The organism is Kitasatospora sp. NPDC004272, from assembly GCF_053603035.1.
This window is the reverse complement of record NZ_JBSGET010000089.1, coordinates 1-16664: the sequence shown is the minus strand read 5'-3', so window position 1 is coordinate 16664 and position 16664 is coordinate 1. Positions and strand designations below refer to the sequence as shown.

The window sequence follows — 16664 nt, the reverse complement described above, 5'->3', positions numbered from 1 at the left end:
GGTCACAGCCACAGCAGCGGCAGCAGCAGGCCGGTCCCGGTGGGCGCGGGCAGCACGAGCGCGGCGGCGGACAGCAGCGCGGCCACCGCCCACCAGGCGGCCGGCACCCCCTGCAGCAGGATCCGCAACTCCCCCGCCAGCAGCCGGCCGAACGCCCGGCCCCGGACCGGCGCGGTGCGCGGCAGCGCCCCGAACACCGCCGGGGCGGACGGCGGTTCGGCCTCCGGCCGCGGGAGCCGTCCCGGGCGGGAGGCGCCGGGGGCCGGGTCGAAGCGGCCGAACCAGAGCGCGGGCAGCACCGCCGCCGCCGCGGCCAGCAGCAGCACCGCCAGCCGGGCCGCCAGAAAGCCGCCGGTGAGCGGCGCGCCGTCCCAGCGGAAGGGGTGCAGCGGCTCGGCGACCTGGGTCAGCCCGAGGCTGAACCCGCCCGTCCCGTACGGGATCCGCTGCGCGTCCAGGGTCGCCCGCAGCGAGTCGGCGACCGGCCGGACGCCGAGGCCGCCGAGCGGCGCGTGCGCGGACTGGCCGCCGATCGCGATCACCAGCGCCAGCACCGACCAGAGCAGGTTGCCGGGCCCGGCCCGCAGCACCGGCACCGTCTCGAACAGCACGGCGGCCGCAGCCGTCACCGCCAGCAGCGGCAGCGCGACCAGCAGGAACGGGGTGAGCAGCGCGACCGGGTCGACCGCGCGGTCCTCGCCCTCGACGAGTTGCAGCACCAGCGCGGTGCCCGCGAGCACGCCCAGCATCGAGGCCAGCACCAGCAGGTTGGAGAGGAACTTCGCCGCCAGGTACCCGGCGGAGCGCAGCGGGCTCGCGGCCAGCACCTGGCCGACCCGGGTCGCGGTGTCCCGGACGACCGCGCCGCGCACCGCGTAGAACCCGCCGACGGTCAGCCAGAGCGCCCCGGCCAGCGCGGTCGCGGTGCCGACCCACGCGCTGTTGTACACGCCCCGGTTGCCGCCCACGTCGATCACCGCCCACCGGCTGCCGGCAGCGGGCACCGCCAGCCGGCCGAGCCCGACGGCGGCCAGCAGCGTCACCGCGTACACCGGGCGGCGCACCCGTTCCCGGAAGTCCCCGGCGGCCAGGTGGGCCAGCGCGCGCACCGTCACCGCCACCGCCCGGCCCCCTCCCGCTCCGAGGGCTGCCGCTCCGGCCCGCCCCGCTCCGGCCCGCTCCGTTCCGGCCGTCCGCCGTGCACGGCGGCCAGGTAGACGTCCTCCAGGTCCGGCCGCACCGGGGCCGCCCCGGCCGGTCCCGGTCCGGCGGCGGGGGCGATCAGCCGCAGCCGGACGCCGCCGCCGTCGGACCTGGCGGTGCGGCCGACCAGCCAACTCGCCTGCCAGGCCGGGACGTCGGCCGCCGGGACGGTCAACTCCCATACTCTTCCGTCCAGTTCACCTGTCAATTGCTGTGGGGTGCCCCGGCGCAGCAGGCGGCCGCGGGCCAGCACGGCGATCGCGTCGGCCGTGGACTCGACGTCCAACACGATGTGGGTGGAGAGCAACACGGCGCGTTGGGCCGCGAGTTCGCTCAGCAGGTTGCGCAGCCTGACCCGCTCCTCCGGGTCGAGTCCGGCGGTCGGCTCGTCCACCACCAGCACCTGCGGGTCGGCCAGCAGGGCCTGTGCGATGCCGACCCGGCGGAGCATGCCGCCCGAGTAGCCGCGCAGCGGACGGCGGACGGCCTCGGTCAGGTTGAGCAGTTCGAGCAACTCGTCGGTGCGGGCCCGGGCGGAGCGCGCGGTGAGCCCCTTGGCGGCGGCCAGGTAGGCCAGGAACTCGCGGGCCGTCAGGTTCGGGTAGACACCGAAGTCCTGTGGCAGGTAGCCGAGTTCGCGGCGCAGCCGGTCGGGCGAGGCGACCGCGTCGGCGCCCCGGTAGCGGAGCGTCCCGGTGCTGGGGCGGGTGACGGTGGCGAGGATCCGCAGCAGCGAGGACTTGCCCGCGCCGTTCGGCCCGAGCAGCCCGAGCAGCCCGGGCCCGAGCGTCAGGCTGACGCCGTCCAGGGCCCGTTCGCCGCCCCGGTAGACCTTGCCGATCCGGTCCAGCTCGATCACGGGCGGCTCGACCCCCGGCTGGGGCGGGGCGGTTCCCGGCGGCAACTGCGGTGGCGGGTAAGGACGTCGTCGGTTCACCGGTTCCCCCGGTCGGTCGTGGTCGCTCACGCCCCGAGCCTCGCCGATCGACGGCCCCCCGCCATCTGCCGTTCGGCAGATATCCGCGACCGGGCTGCGCGGCCCGGTTCTCCGTACACCTTCCGCCGTGCCCGCGGACCGGGCAGAGTACCGCCATGACGGATGCCCCGACCGCACCGGCCTCGCCGCCGACGCCCCCACGGGCCGGGCGCCGCGCCCGCCCGCTGCCGGTGCTCGCGGACCTCGCCGCCGTCCTGGTGCTGTCCGTCGCCCAGTTCCTCCTCCTGCTGCGGGTGACGCTCATCCCCCGCGACCGGAACACGGGGCCCTTCGAGGTGTTCGACGTGACCTCGACCTCCGTCGTGCTCCGGCTGGGCTGGCTGTTCCTCGCCGCCCTCGTCCTGCTGGCGCTCGCGTTCCGGCTGCGGGCGGCCCTGGCCGTCACCGTGCAGGTGCTCGCCGTCCTGGGGCTGGGCGCCGTGTTCCTGTTCGGCCTGGCGCACCACACCCCGGACCGCCCGGCCCACGCGCACGCCCCGATGCCCGGGTCCGCCGCCTGCCGCAGCGGCGCCCGCTGCCCCTGACCCTTGCCCCGCAGGGCCGTCACGGATACGAACGGGTGGTCTTCGGCCGCCCCGCACGGCGCGGCTCCCCGCCCCCGGGTATTCCCGCCCGGGCCGAACAGGAGGAACCACGTCCCGTAGCGCCGAGGCCAGGGGGATCGTCGCGCTCGCCGTCGCCCTCGCCGCCGCCGTCCCGCGCTCGCCGAGCCGGCCGCCTCCCGGGCCCGGACGCCCGGACGCCGCTCAGCGCAGTTGCGGACGCCGCATCGCCTGGATCTCGCCGCCCGCGCTCCGGATCCGGTCGGCGAGGGCGTGCATCCGGTCCACGGTGTCGGCCTCGTTGGCCGCGTGGTTGTCGGCCATCACCTGGAGCTTCCGGCCGACCTCGCCGAGCCGCGCCGCCAGCGAGTCCATCGACTCCTTCATGCCGTCGCGCAGGCCCTCGTAGACGACGCCGAACTTCTCGCCCAGGTCGTCGTCACCCCACGGCGGGTCCCCGCTCTCCTCCAGCGCCGACAGCCGCGCCTTCATCTCCGCGACCACCCGCTGGAACGACTCCCCGATCGACTCCAGGTTCTTCCCCTGCCCGCGCAGGTTCCCCTCGTCCACGACGATCTGCTGCGACACCCGAACTCCCTCGCGTTCCTCGTCCGTTCCGTCTGTCCGTTCCGTCTGTCCGTTCCGAAACCCGCTCCCCGGTAAGGGGAAATCGAAAAACCCTTCCCGGCAAGCGTGCGGAACGCCCTCGCCCTGTTTCTTTCACCGTCACTGCCAGAATCCGTGCGCGCCATTTCCACGGCACCGAATCCGGTTGTTCCCCGCGAATCGCGCCCGCCTCAGGACGCGAGGCGCCCTCAGGTGGGGAACTCGCCCAACCAGCCGTGGTCGAGCAGGTGCTTGGGCAGGTAGTCCGACTCCACGTCGATCGGGAAGTCGCCGTCGAAGGCGTGGCAGGCCATCGCGAGCGGGCCCAGCGGAACCGCGCCGTCGATGTCGGTGGCCCAACTCTCCTCCGAGGTCCAGTAGTCCCGGTGCGACTCCAGCGCCCGCACCAGCGACGGGGAGAACTCCTCCTGCTTGCGGGTGACGATCTGGTGGAACAGGCCGAGCGGCGGGTAGAACACCTGCGCCACCACCCGGGGCGTGGCGATCCGGATCCGCTCGGGCGCCGAACTCTCGAAGGCCAGCGTCAACTTGTCGACCAGACCGGGCCCGCGCAGCCAGTACGTCTGCAGCACGTCGATCCAGTGGTAGAAGAAGTCGTCGTACAGCCCCTCCCGCACCCGCAGCCGCTCCAGCGGGATCTCGGACAGCTGCTTCAACCGCGGCTGGTCCCGGCAGATCATCGCCAACCAGAGCGTGTTCAGCCAGGTGTCCGCGTCCGCGTACGTCCGCGGGCCCAACGCCGGGATCGAGCGCGCCCGGTGGTTGATGAAGCACTCGACCCGGCCCTCGTCCACCCCCGTCGCGGCGAACAGCGCCGAACCCACCTGCAGGGCGGTCACCGTGGCCTTCCACGTCTCCAGCCGGTTGGCCCTCGGGTCGGCCATCCAGTGCGCCCGGGCGGCCAGGAGGGCGCTGCTGAACGCATAGTCGATCATCTCCCCCGACTGCTCCAAACCGTCGATGAGTTCTGCCAAATCCGCGCTCAACTCTTCGGCGAACACCTCGGCATCGGGCTTGGGTTCGAGATGACGGGAAATGGTCACGGTCACGGAAGGGTCCCCCTGCTGGTGTCGAACCGCCGGTAGTCCAGGCCATTGTAGCTACCGTCGTTGCGGCCACCCATGACGAGGACGTATTCGACTTTCCCCGCTCCGAGCGCCGCCGTCAGTTCCTTCGCCAGAGTTCTCTCGCCCCGCTTTTTCATCAGTTCGACGATTTGGAGGAAGTATTCCCGGCTCCCTTGGGAGACCCGCTGCCGACCCGCCCCCGGCATGAGGCGGGTACCGAGCGGCGCATCGGGGCTGCCCTTCGCCTCGATGACGATGAACCGCCCGTCCGGGTGCTTCCACACCTGGTCGAACTGGTCGGCGCCGTTGTCGGGGCCTCCGAGCGTCTCGGGCTCGAACCCGGAGTCCTGCAGGGCCATGTAGTGCAGGGCGGCCGCGCCTTCCCCGAAATTCTCGCTCGCCTCCTGCATCGCGTACTGCGAGGCGCTGTACGCGGCATCGGCCTCCGGCAGGCCGCTCTCCTTCTTCCACTGCCGGTCCTTGACCATCTGGGCCACGGCCTCGCTGCGCTTCTCCGCGAGTTCGTCGAGGTCCTTCAGGCTCTGCGCGTCCTTGACGCCGTCCGCGTCGAGGTGCACGGGCTTGGGGTCCAGGTAGTGGGGCTTCGGGGCCTCCGGTCCGTCCTTCGCCGGGAGCCACGGGCCGTCGTCCTCGAACTGGGCGAGCTGGGGCGGCGTGTAGCCGCTCTCGTCCACCGTTTCGAGGAGCTTGCGGTGCCCGTTCTTGTCGTAGTACAGCTCCCGGTAGCCGGCCTCCTCGTTGGCCCGGTACACCTGGATCTGCTCGATCTGGGCCTTGGTGAGGCTCCCGGGCGGACCGTAGTGATCCGGCGGGTCCCCCATGAAGTCGGGGCGCTCCACCCTCCCGGGCGGGCCCGGCGGACCGTTCTGCCCGTTGTCGCCGCCGGCGATCTCCTCCGGGGCGCGGCGGTCCAGGGACGGATCGTGGTGCGGGTCGGCGTGCGGGACGGGCGCGGCGGGGCGGCGGTCGGCGCCGAGGGGGACGGCGAAGACGCCGTTCTCGCCGTCGTGCAGGGGCCGGTCGGAGCGGCGGCCGGTCTGCGCGTCGATGTAGGTGATCTTGCCCCGGTGGTTGACGGCGTTCCAGGCGTGGGCGCGGCCGTCGGCGTCCCGGGTGATGATCACGGCCTGCGAGCCGTGCCCCTCCCGGCGGAGGGTGTCCTCAAGCCGCCGGTACGCGGCCGGACCGTCGCCCAGGTCGGAGAACCTCGCCCCGAGGGCGTTCTCCATCCGGTCCCGGCCGCCCCGCTCACCGCGGTCGGAGGGGTTGCCGTCCGCGTCGTGGTCCGGCGTACGGGCCGCGGCCGGGGTCGGGTGCCCCGAGTAGGTGTCGACGGTCGCCAGCGCGACGTCCACGCAGTTGTTGCGCCGCCCCGGCTCGTTCGGATCGCCGTTGACGGCCCCCGGCCAGTCCCCCTCCGGGTCCGGGTGCCGCAACGGCCGCCCCTCGGCGTCCCGCGGCACCGCGTCCTCCACCCGCTGCCGCTCCCGCTCCCCCGGCTCGATCAGCCCACCCGGCTCCCCGTACGGCCGGCCGGCGGTGACGGGCCGGGTCGGGTCCACGCCCGGGTGCTCGGCGGTGGGGTGCTCGGCGGTGGGGTGCTCGGCGGACGGGTGGTCCTGGGACGGGTGCTCGGTGGTGGGGTGCTCGGCGCTCGGGTCGTCGGCAGTCGGACGCTCGGAGGACGGGCGCTGCTCCGGCACGGACCGACGCGGATCGGCGCCCGGGCGGGACTGGCCATCGGCCGGACGGTCCGGACGGGCCGCGCGCGGGTCCGCCGCCGGTGTCGGGCGGGCGTCGGGGCGCGGGGTGGGGCTGTCGGACGGCTGCGGGGTGCGCCAGGGGGCGGTGCGCGGGTCGGGGCGGCCTCCGGTGGGCTGCTGGCCGAGGCTGACCGGGCGGTCGGGGCGGGACTGGTCCGGACGCTGCCGCTGGCCGGGGGCGGCCGTCGGCGCGGTCGTGGCGGGACGGTCCGCGCGGGGCGCGCCCGCACTCGGCGTCCCCGGCGTGCCGGTGGCGGACGGCACCCCGCCCGCACCGGTCGGCACGGCACCGGCGGCCGGAGCGCCCGGTGCGGCCTGCCCGGCCTGCCCGGCGTACGGGGCCGACGAGGGCGCGGCGGACTCCCCGGCGACCGGCCCGGGCCCGTGCGCGGGCGGCGCCTCCGCGACGGCGGCGGCCCCCGCAGTACGGACGGTGGCGGCCTGCTGCGTCCCGTCCTCGGCCCGACGACCGTCGTTGCGGCCGTCACCGGGCTGGGCGTGCGGGGTGTCGTGACGCTGCGCGGACGGCTCGGCGGCCGGACGCCCGTGCTGCCCCGCGCCGGCCGGAACCCCGACCTGCCCCTCCCGACTCCCCTCCCCAGCAGGCGAGTTGGCGTCCGACCGAGGGCCGGGCACACTCCCGTACCCCTCGGACCGGTCCTCCCCGTGACGCTCCGCGTGCTGAGCGGGCCCGGTCCCAGTGGCCGAGTCGGAAGGGGCGTGGTGGGCCGGAGCACCGGCGGTGGCGTGGTCGTGGGCCGTCGGCTGAGCGCTCGCATGCGGCGAAGTTCCAGCCGTGGCAGCCGAGTTGGCGTCGGCCGGGCGGGCCGCGTCCGACGCCGCGTGCGCGGCGGGCGCGGGCGCCTGGGCCCCCGGGGCGGACTGCGCGGCGGCGATGCGGGGATCCACCGCAGTCGGACGGGACGCGTCCGCTGCCGGGTGCGCGGTCGGAGCGGGCGGCGCCTGGGACTCGGGGCCGGGCTGCGAGGTGGCGGCCCGGGAATCCGCGGGCGACGGACCGTCCGTCGGCGTCGGCGCCCGCCCCTCGGTCGGGCGGGCCGCGTCGGACGCGTCGGAAGCGGCGTTCGCGGTGGGCGCGGACGCCTGGGCCTCCGGCGCGGGCTGCTGCGCAGCGGCCCGGGCATCGGCAGGGGTCGGCGCCGAAGCCTGCCCCTCGGCCGGACGGGCCGCGTCGGACGCGTCGGGCGCGGCGTCCGTGGCGTTCGCGGACGCCTGGGCCTCCGGCGCGTCCGCACGAGGGCTCGCGGACGGCGAACCCTCCGCCGGGCCGTCGGCGTTCAGCCGGGTGCCGAAGGGGTCGAGCGATGCGGTGGCACGCTGGTCGGACGCGGACGGAGCGGCGGGCGCCGGGGTGGGCGTCGGAACCGGGGTCGAGGCCGGCGATTCCGGCGAAGTGTCGCGTCCGGCAGGTGAGTTGACGGAAGAAGGGCCACCCGGCTCAGGCGCCCGGCCGGTGGTGGCACTGGTGGTCGACGGACCGGCGCTGCCGTTCCCGCCACCACCGGCACCGTCGCCGCCGGAGCCGCCACTGCCGGAACTCCCGCTCCCGGAGCCCCCATTGCCGGAGCCCCCGTTGCCAGAACTCCCGCTCCCGGAGCCCCCGTTGCCAGAACTCCCGCTCCCGGAGCCCCCATTGCCAGAACTCCCGCTCCCGGAGCCCCCGCTGCCGGAGCCACCGCCCCCGGACGCCCCACCCCCCGTGGTCCCGCCACCGGCAGCGTCGCCGCCCCCGGCCGGGTCGCTCTCGCCGCGTCCGATGGCGGCGGACGCCTCGGCGCGGCCGCGGACGTGGGAGCCGGCGCGGGAGCCGAGGCCGTCGCGGAGGCTCTCGCCGAAGGTGCTCTTCCAGTTCTCGGCGGCCTCGGCGCCGGCTTCGACACCCTTCTTGGCGGTGCGGCCGAGGTCGTAGCCGTCCTGGGCGCCGAAGCCCTGGTTGACGGTCTGGGTGATCAGGTCGCTGATCATGCCCTGGACGGCGGAGACGATCGGGTCCTTGATGGTTTCGACGACCGCTTCGACGAGGGCGTCGCGGAGTTCCTTCAGCAGTCGGCGCACGATCATCTTGGTGGCCTGGGTGGCGCCGAGGGCGGCGACCTCGGAGAGGCCGAAGGTGAACAGGGCGGCGCCCTGGGCGGCGATGATCTCGGTGGCGAGGATGGCGAGTTGGGCGATGACGGCGATCTTGCAGGCGACCACGATCATCGCGGCGGCGTCGAAGGCGGTGGCGATCAGCCGGGCGGCGGTGGCGGCGTCGGCGAGGTAGCCGTCGCCGCCGGTGGTGAACTTGTCGAAGGCCCGGCCGAAGGCGTCGACGTCGTCGCCGGCGTTGGTGGAGCGGACGATGTCGGCGGCGGTCAGGGCCTGCTGGTTGACCTCGTCGACCCGGTCGGCGAAGTCGCGCCAGACCCGGGCGCATTCGCGGAGCTTGTCCTCGTCCGCCTTGGGCCAGTCGAAGCCGAGCATCTCCAGGACCCATTCGAGCGGGCCGGGCAGCATCATCGACAAGGGTCAGTCTCCCCCAACTGACGGAACCACCGCTTCCGGTGACGGATCACCGGCCCCCCGGTGGACGGATGGAGCAGAACGTTGCCCCAGATTCAAATGATAGTCAAATGATCGCATGCACATGATCAAGCACCGACAATCCCATTGCCGCACAAGGGAATTGCCCGGGTGATACCGGACACCCGTTCGTGCTCGGGGGGACCTCCCGCTAGTCTCACTCGGAACCGGGCCCGGGAAGCCCCGGGAGCTCCGGGCACCGGGACCCACCAACGGAGGAAGCGTCGTGATCACCCAGGAGCAGGCCCTCGCCACCGCCGACCGCTGGCTGAACGGCGGCGCGCCCGCCGAGCGGCGACGCGGGGTGCGGTACCGGGAGTTCAGCCTGGGCTGGGTGGTGTGGGCGGCGCCCGCGCCGCTGGAGCGGGACCCGGTGACCGGGGAGCGGCGCCCGCCGGCGGACGTCGGGGACGCGTGCGGCGTGGTGGACCGGGAGAGCGGCGAGCTGAGCGTGTGGTCCTCGGTGCCGGTGGACGAGGTGGTCCGGTCGTACGAGGAGCGGCACGCGCAGCTGTCGCGCCGGACGGGGCCGCCGGCCACCGGGCCGGGGAACACCGCGGTGGCGACCTACCTGGACCCGGGGAGCGGGCAGGAGGTCTCGCTGTTCCGGCTGTCGGCGCCCGGGCTGCCGCCCGCCGAGCACCAGCTCGCGGCCGAGCTGCGCCGCCTGGGCGTTCCGGCGGGCAACGTGCTGGCGGTGCACACCGACCTGCGTCCGGCGTCCCTGCCGGGCGGTTACACCGCGGTGCTGGTGGAGCGGGAGTTCCCGAACGCGGAGTTCTCCTGCTCGCACCTGTACGGGATCTTCCCGGACGAGCGGGCCGAGGGCGTCGCCGCGCTGGCCGACCACGCGGAGCGCACCGCCCGGCTGGCCGGGCAGCAGCCGCCGCCGCGGCCGTGCCGGGTGCCGGCGCCGCGGCCGGGCGAGGTGGACCCGGCGCCGGCGGTGCGGGACGTGGCGCTGGGGCGGCGGGTGGCCGGGGCGTTCGGCGAGGTGGTGCGGTACGACGCGGACGACGTGGCGAACAGCGCGCTGCCGGAATCGGCCCAGTCCACCGTGGTCTGGGCGGGGCTGCCCGCCGAGGTGCCGCTGTTCTTCGGCGCGGACCGTCCGGAGCGGCCGCCGGCCGGCGGGCTGTTCGCCGACCTGCGCACCCACCTGTCGGCCGCAGGGGCCGAGCTGGAGCCGCAGGTGCTGGACGTCCTGGCGGGCTGGACCAGGATCGGGTCGGACGGGCTGTGCGCGGTGGCCGTGCAGTGCACCGACCACGACGGGAGGTCGGGTTCGGTGTGGGCGGTGCACCCGCGCACCGGCAGCGGGCGGTACGTCAACGCCTCGGTGTCGGCGTTCCTGCGCAGCCTGGAGTCGCTGGTGGCGGCCCGCGCCGCGCTGCCCGGGCTGGACCCGTACGCCGCCGCGGGCGTGGTGGCGGCGCTGCAGGACGAGTTGGCGGCGATCGACCCGGAGGTGTTCGTCAAGGAGTCGGCCTGGTGGAACGTCGTCGTCGAGCAGATGTGGCACGGCCTGTTCTGAGCAGGCGGGCTCCGCTTCCGGGGTGCTGCGGGGCACGGTCCGCGGCCGCTCCCCGGCCCGGCCGGAGACCCGCCCGCACCGACAACCTCCACCCCCCTACAGTCGTCCAATAAAAAGATGGTGCGATGTCCGCTCGTGCCGTCACAGCGGTGCGACGGCACGAGCGGAGCAGGACGGGGAACGGCGGAGCAGTGAAGAGCCACAGGCGCAAAGAGGGACCCGGGAACCGGAGCAGGAACGTCAAGATCGCGTTGGCGGTGCTGGCCGGCTGCGCGGTCACCGCGCTCGCGCTGACGCTGGTGCTGGACGACGGCGGGGAACCGGGCCGACCGGTGTCCTCCGACGCCGGGGCGGCTGCCGGGGCGTCCGCCCCGGCCTGGGACGGCAAGGTGAAGGTGCTGGGCGACGGCTCGATGTCGGACACCGGTCCGCAGCCGCACCAGCTGAAGGTCGAGAAGCTGAAGCCGGGCGAGAAGCCCCCGCAGTTCGTGGTGTTCTCCTGGGACGGCGCGCTGGAGAACGACGACCACCTGTTCTCCCGGTTCCGGGAGCTGGCCAAGGCGAACGACGCGACGATGACGTTCTTCCTGAGCGGCATCTACCTCGTCCCGAAGGAGAAGTCCACCCTCTACCAGGCGCCCCAGCACTCCCCCGGCCAGTCGGCGATCTCCTTCCCCACCGACGAGCACGTCAAGGAGACCCTGGCCCAGCTGCGGCTGGCCTGGCAGGACGGCAACGAGATCGGCACCCACTTCAACGGCCACTTCTGCACCGACGCCGGCGACAGCGGGGGCGGCTCCACCTGGAGCGTCGACGACTGGAAGCAGGAGATCGACCAGGCGTACTCCTTCGTCGCCCGCTGGAAGACCAACACCGGGTTCTCCACCGAGGCCCCGCTGCCCTTCGACTACGCGAAGGAGCTGGTCGGCGGCCGGGCCCCCTGCCTGGAGGGCCAGAAGAACCTGCTGCAGGCGGCGAAGACCTACGGCTGGCGCTACGACGCCAGCTCCCCGGGCGAGTTCCAGGTCTGGCCGACGAAGGCGAACGGCATCTGGAACTTCCCGCTGCAGCTGCTGCCGTTCGGCAACACCCAGGTGCTGTCGATGGACTTCAACTTCCTGGCCAACCAGTCCGGCGCCAGCACCGAGGGCGACCCGAAGAAGTACCCGGCCTGGGAGCAGCAGACCCGCGACGGCTACCTCGACGGCTTCGAGCGGGTCTACAACGGCAGCCGGGCCCCGCTGTTCATCGGGAACCACTTCGAGACCTGGAACGGCGGCATCTACATGCAGGCCATCCAGGACGTGATGCAGGCCGTCTGCAAGAAGGACGGCGTGCGCTGCGTCTCCTTCAAGGAGCTCGCGGACTGGCTGGACGCCCAGGACCCGAAGGTGCTGGACCAGCTGCGCCGGCTGGACCCGGCCGAGGCCCCCGACTGGCCGACCTACCTGAAGTGACGCGTCCGGGGGCGGGGCGGGCGCGCCCTCCCCGCCCCCGGACCGCCGGTCAGTGCGCGGTGGCCTTGGTGTAGGCGGACCATATCCCGGCCGGGACCGTCGAGTCGGGGACGTTCTGGGCGGCGCCGCCCACCCCGGTCAGCGGGAGCAGTTCCAGGGTCTTCAGGTCGAGCCGGAACAGGGTGACCGCGGTGGCCACGTCGCCCCGGTAGCCGACGTACCAGCCCGCGTTGCGCTCCTGGGTGGTGCCGGGCTTCCCGGCGCCGTCGGCGGCGGCCTGCCGGACGCCCTTGTCGGCGCCCTCCTTGACCGCGCCGCGCAGCGCGGCGTCGACCTGGGCGGCCACCTCGGGGGTGACGGCCTGGACCTTCGCGGGCTTGGCCACCGGCACGTCGGCGCCGTTCTGGCTGACGCTGCTGACCGAGTAGGGGTCGGTCCGCTTCCCCTCGGCGTCGAAGGCGGTGTAGGCGTCGGCCAGCCGGATCGCGCTGGGCGTGGAGTTGCCCAGCGCGTAAGCGGGCGTCAGTTCGCCCATGCTGTCCGGCAGCAGCCCGAGGTCGATCGCGGTCTTGCGGACGTTGCCGAGCCCGACGTCCATGCCGAGCTGCTGCACCGGGCCGTTGACGGACTCTTCGAGCGCGGCCCGCAGCGTGATGCTGCCCCAGCTCCGCCCGCCGTCGTTGGCCGTCTTGGCCTTCTTCCCGTCCCGCCCCCAGTAGGGGCCCTCGGGGGTCTGCAGGTCGACGCCGTTGTCCCCGTTGTACGTGGTGCCGGGCGTCACGGGCGTCCTGGCCCCGTCCCGTTCGCGCTGGACGCCCTGGCCCAGGCCGGCCGCGTACACCAGCGGGGCGAAGGCCGAGCCCACCGGCACGTTGACCGTGTTGGCGTTGTCGAAGCCCTGCTTCAGGTAGTCGGGCCCGCCGTAGACCGCCAGGATCCGGCCGTCGGTGGCCACCGAGGCGGCCCCCAGGTGCACGTTCTGGTCGGCGGGGCGGTGGTCGGGGTCGAGCTTCTTCTCGGCGGCCTGGACGGCCTCGGCGAGCGCCTCCTCCTTCGGCTTCTCGAAGGTGGTGTAGATCTGGTAGCCGCCCAGGTCGAACTGGGCCGGGGAGATGTCGGCGTGGCTCTGCACGTAGCTCTTGGCCAGGTCGACCAGGTAGCCGGTCTGGCCGTTCAGCCCGACCAGCGGCGGCACCGGGTTCGGCTCCGGGAACGCGGTGTACCGGGCCCGTTCGGCCGCCGAGAGCTTCCCGATCTTGACCATCCGGTCCAGGATCCACGACCAGCGCTCGACCGCCCGGGCGTGGTTCTCCGGACCGGCCGCCGGGTCGTACAGCGAGGCGCCCTTGAGCAGCGAGGCCAGGAACGCGCCCTCGCTGACGTTGAGCTCGGAGACGTCCTTGCCGTAGTACGCCTGCGCGGCCCGCTCGATGCCGTAGCTGCCGCGGCCGAACCAGCTGATGTTCAGGTAGCCGCTGAGGATCTCCTCCTTGCTGTCCTGCTGGTCCAGCTTCAGCGCGATGAACATCTCGTCGAGCTTGCGGGAGAAGTCCTGCCGCTGGTTCAGGTAGGCGTTCTTCACGTACTGCTGGGTGATGGTCGACCCGCCCTGGGTGTCACCGCCCGAGCCCATCCGGTAGACCGCCCGGGCGATGCCCGAGACGGAGATCCCCGGGTCCGAGTAGAAGGTCTCGTTCTCCGCCGCCAGCACCGCCCACTGCACCTGCGTGGGCACCTCGTCCAGCGGCACGTCCTGCCGGTTGACCAGCCCGGTGCGGGCCATCTCGGTGCCGTCCGACCAGTAGAAGACGTTGTTCTGCTGGGTGGCGAAGGCGTTCAGGTCGGTGGGCACCTCCGTGGTCGCGTACATCACCCCGGCCGCCACCACCAGCAACCCGAACGAGCCGCCCGCCAGCAGCAGCCACTGCCGCCAGGACGGCAGCCAGCGCAGCACTCCCCGGCGGCCGCTGCGCGGGTAGTCGATCCGGCGCCCCCAGTCCGGCACCCAGCGCCGCCACCCGTCCCGATCGGCCCGCGGGTAGTTCAGCCGCGACCACGACCACGACCACGACCGCCGTCGGCCAGCCACCATCAGACTCCGATCCCTACGCGGGGCGCGTCCCCCGCCCACAGCTCAGACGCCCCAACCTCACCACACGTTTCAGCCAGCCCCCTGTGATCGCGGTCACGGGGACCGGATCGTGATGGTGGCGGACGAACGAGAGACTAGATCAGGAACTCGGGCGAGAACGCCGGGGGCGAAATCAGGGGCTCGGGGAACGGCGGGTCCGTGCTGCGCATGGGCCCCGACAGGGGCCCGGGGAACGGCGGGTCCGTGCTGCTGACGGCCGGAGCCCATCGAAGTGTCCGTGCTGCTGCGTGCCGTAGACAGAACCGGAAGCAGACGCACTGGGCGGCAGTGAACCCGCAGCAGCCACGACCTCGCCGTTCCCCGAGCCCCTGGACGCGCGCACGCGTGAGCCCCTCGTGGAGCCTTCCGTCAGCTCGAAGAGGCCATCGCCTTCGCGTGGGCCGCGAAGAGCTGCGCCGTGGTGCGGGTGGGGTTGGCCGGGTCGTTGTTCCACATGACGCGGTGGCCGTCGTAGTCGGGGTAGAAGGAGCCGTCGTCGACCCGGGAGGTGAGCAGCCAGAACTGGTCGCCGGCCGCGCCGGCGGCGAGCGCGGCGTCGGTCCACGCCCGGTACGCGGCGTCGCGGGCCGCGGTGTCGGCGATGTCCCGGCCGGCGTCGATCTGCAGGCCGAACTCCTCGACGACGACGGGCTTGCCGAGCTTGCGGCCGTCGGCGAGGTGGTCGGTGATCCAGCGGGTGCCCCAGTCGGTGGCGTTGGTGCCGGGCTTGCCGCCGCTGGTCTCGCCCCAGTTCTGCGGGTAGACGTGCACGGTGCCGTAGTCGACGGCGGGCAGTGCGGTCAGCTTGAGCCAGTCGTTGCCCTCGTAGTCCGAGTAGGGGTAGTCGGCTTCGCCGGCCCGCCCGTAGAAGCCCTCGTCGCCGACGGCGAGCAGCTGGCGCGGGGCCAGCGACTTCACGTACGCGCTCATCTCACGGGCCCAACCCAGCAGCGTGGCACCGGACTTGTCGCTGCGGCAGCGCGGCTCGTTGGCGAGCTCCCAGGCCATGACGGTGGGGTCGTCGGCGTAGCGCAGGCCGGTGTGGCGGTTGCGGCGCTGGATCACGTGCTTGGCCCAGGCGCGGTACGCCTTGCGGCAGTTGGCGTCGGTGTAGAACTTGTCGTGGTTGACGCCGTCGCCGTAGGAGTCGTCGGCGAGGCCGAGGAACCAGGACACGTACTGCTGCATGCCGCCGTAGTCGGGCCAGTTGTTGACCAGCGGGAGGACGAGCCTGAGGCCGAGCTGTCCGGCCTTCTGGACGGCGTAGTCGAGGCTGTCGAAGGCGGCCTCGTCGTAGCTGAACGGCTTGGGCTGCAGGGCCCGGTAAGAGCGGCCGTCGCCGTCGGCGAACGCCCAGGCGCGGACGACGGTCAGGCCCATCGCGGCGGCGTCGTTCAGCACCGCGTCGATCATGTAGTGCGACTGCTGGTGCAGGTAGTAGCAGTTGGTGCCGCCGAAACGGAACTTCTCGCCGTCCAGGCGCAGTTCGCCGCCGCGCGCGGTGACGAAGGCGCCGCGGCCCCGGCCGGAGCCGTTCTCGCCCTGGCCGCTGGAACCCTGGCCGTTCTGGCCCTGGCCGTTGGAGCCCTGGTCCGCCGAGGCGGTGCCGCCGAGCAGCGGGGCGGCGGCGAGGCCGAGGGCGGCCGCGCCGAGCAGGGTGCGGCGGCGGGTGGTGCGGGGCTGGTCGTTCACGTGCGTCCTCCGGACATGCGGGTGGGGTGGGGGTGGTGCCTGGGGGGATCGTGAAGTCCCTGGAGGGGGTGCGGCGCGGCCGGAGGGGCTCCGGCCGCGCCGCGGGGCACTGCTCGGTCGACTCGACCGGTGGGGTCAGCCGTTGACGGTCTTCTGGGCTTCGGACCACTTCTTGTTCAGCTCGGCGAAGTAGCTGTCCTGGTCGCCGGAGGCCGCGCCGCGGGCGATGTCCACGAGCTTCTGCCGGTAGTCCGGGGCGTCCAGGTTGATCTCCGCGCCCTTGTCGATCTTCTTGACGGTGGCGGACTTGTCCTGCTTCTGCCCGATCAGCTGCACCCCGTTGTCGGTGAACGGCTTCAGCGTGGCGGGCAGTTCGGCGCCCTTGACCGAGGAGATGCCCTGCTCGGCCTGCGCCGCACCCGACTTGGTGATGTACCAGTCCAGCCAGGCCCGCGCCGCCTCCTGGTTCTTGGAGTGCTTGTTGATGCCGTACTTGTAGTCCGGCTGCAGCACCGTGCACGCCTTGCCCGAGGTGGACGGGAAGGGCATGTAGCCGATGTCGTCCGGGCTGGCGCCGGCCTTGGTCGCGGCGTCCTGCATCTGCGAGATCGCCCAGGAGCCCAGGTACATCGTGCCGACCTTGCCGGTGCCCAGCATCACCTTCGACTGGTCCCAGTTGGTGGTGGTCGGGTCGTCCTCGGACAGCTTCCGGCTGACGATCGAGTACACCAGGCTGTCGATGGTGTTCAGGTCGCCCCCGGCCGCCCACGGCTGCGCGGTGTCGGCGAGCTTGTCCTTGGCGCCCTCGTCGCAGGACGGCGAGCCGATCGCGTCGGTCCACTGCCGCAGCGGCCAGCCGTCGTGGTAGTTGGTGTAGTACGGGGTCGCCGCGCCCTTGGCCTTGATCGCCTCCAGGTCGGCGAGGAACTCGTCGGGCGTCTTCGGCCACGCCGTGACGCCGGCGTCCGCCCAGACCTTCTTGTTGTAGACGAAGCCGGTCACCGTGCCGAAGTTGGCGATGCCGTAGACCTTGTCGCTGACCGTCGC

Annotated in this window: 11 protein-coding genes; 3 read left to right on the top strand and 8 right to left on the bottom strand. The window is 73.5% G+C overall.

Annotated elements, in window-relative coordinates; genetic code table 11:
* Positions 1-2: 2 nt before the first annotated feature.
* Both ACWEO5_RS25065 and ACWEO5_RS25060 read right to left on the bottom strand, forming a co-directional pair.
* On the bottom strand, positions 3-1121 hold the full coding sequence (locus ACWEO5_RS25065) for a hypothetical protein (RefSeq protein ID WP_452164526.1): 1119 nt from the start codon (positions 1119-1121) through the stop codon (positions 3-5).
* Entirely contained in the window at positions 1112-2062 is a 951-nt protein-coding gene (locus tag ACWEO5_RS25060) for an ATP-binding cassette domain-containing protein (protein WP_452164525.1), read from the bottom strand. Before ACWEO5_RS25060 ends, ACWEO5_RS25065 begins: the two co-directional genes overlap by 10 nt.
* Before the next feature lie 233 nt (positions 2063-2295).
* On the opposite strand from ACWEO5_RS25060, the gene ACWEO5_RS25055 reads away from it, so the two are divergent.
* Positions 2296-2724 (top strand): DUF6234 family protein, encoded by a 429-nt coding sequence (locus tag ACWEO5_RS25055; RefSeq protein ID WP_452164524.1) that lies wholly within the window; start codon positions 2296-2298, stop codon positions 2722-2724.
* 222 nt (positions 2725-2946) lie between these two features.
* Here the strand turns inward: ACWEO5_RS25055 and ACWEO5_RS25050 are convergent, their stop codons facing one another.
* The 3 genes from ACWEO5_RS25050 to ACWEO5_RS25040 all read right to left on the bottom strand — a co-directional run bounded on the left by ACWEO5_RS25050 (position 2947) and on the right by ACWEO5_RS25040 (position 8740).
* Positions 2947-3330 carry a hypothetical protein gene (locus ACWEO5_RS25050; RefSeq protein ID WP_452164523.1) on the bottom strand — a complete coding sequence of 128 codons (384 nt, stop codon included), beginning with the start codon at positions 3328-3330 and terminating at the stop codon, positions 2947-2949.
* A 227-nt stretch (positions 3331-3557) separates the two neighbouring features.
* The gene (locus tag ACWEO5_RS25045; RefSeq protein ID WP_452164522.1) at positions 3558-4418 is read right to left on the bottom strand and encodes an immunity 49 family protein; all 861 of its coding nucleotides are present in this window, start codon (positions 4416-4418) and stop codon (positions 3558-3560) included.
* Entirely contained in the window at positions 4415-8740 is a 4326-nt protein-coding gene (locus ACWEO5_RS25040; RefSeq protein WP_452164545.1) for a toxin glutamine deamidase domain-containing protein, read from the bottom strand. The genes ACWEO5_RS25045 and ACWEO5_RS25040 overlap by 4 nt, the downstream gene beginning before the upstream one ends.
* 289 nt (positions 8741-9029) lie before the next feature.
* Here ACWEO5_RS25040 and ACWEO5_RS25035 point away from each other — a divergent pair, with 289 nt between their 5' ends.
* Both ACWEO5_RS25035 and ACWEO5_RS25030 read left to right on the top strand, forming a co-directional pair.
* Complete coding sequence (locus ACWEO5_RS25035; protein WP_452164521.1) at positions 9030-10337, top strand: SUKH-4 family immunity protein; 1308 nt, start codon at positions 9030-9032, stop codon at positions 10335-10337.
* A 191-nt stretch (positions 10338-10528) separates the two neighbouring features.
* On the top strand, positions 10529-11794 hold the full coding sequence (locus tag ACWEO5_RS25030) for a hypothetical protein (RefSeq protein WP_452164520.1): 1266 nt from the start codon (positions 10529-10531) through the stop codon (positions 11792-11794).
* A 49-nt stretch (positions 11795-11843) separates the two neighbouring features.
* Here the strand turns inward: ACWEO5_RS25030 and ACWEO5_RS25025 are convergent, their stop codons facing one another.
* From ACWEO5_RS25025 to ACWEO5_RS25015, 3 genes are all read right to left on the bottom strand, one after another.
* Positions 11844-13799, bottom strand: a complete 1956-nt coding sequence (locus tag ACWEO5_RS25025; RefSeq protein ID WP_452164519.1) for a transglycosylase domain-containing protein — start codon at positions 13797-13799, stop codon at positions 11844-11846.
* Positions 13800-14294: 495 nt separating this feature from the next.
* Entirely contained in the window at positions 14295-15617 is a 1323-nt protein-coding gene (locus ACWEO5_RS25020; protein WP_452164518.1) for a glycoside hydrolase 5 family protein, read from the bottom strand.
* 135 nt (positions 15618-15752) lie between these two features.
* The coding region (locus tag ACWEO5_RS25015) for an extracellular solute-binding protein (RefSeq protein WP_452164517.1) at positions 15753-16664 on the bottom strand (912 nt) is incomplete at its 5' end.

Excerpts from the sequence above, each read along its gene's own strand:
- ACWEO5_RS25040 (WP_452164545.1), bottom strand. The coding sequence starts at position 8,740 with ATGATGCTGCCCGGCCCGCTCGAATGGGTCCTGGAGATGCTCGGCTTC.
- ACWEO5_RS25055 (WP_452164524.1), top strand. The coding sequence starts at position 2,296 with ATGACGGATGCCCCGACCGCACCGGCCTCGCCGCCGACGCCCCCACGG.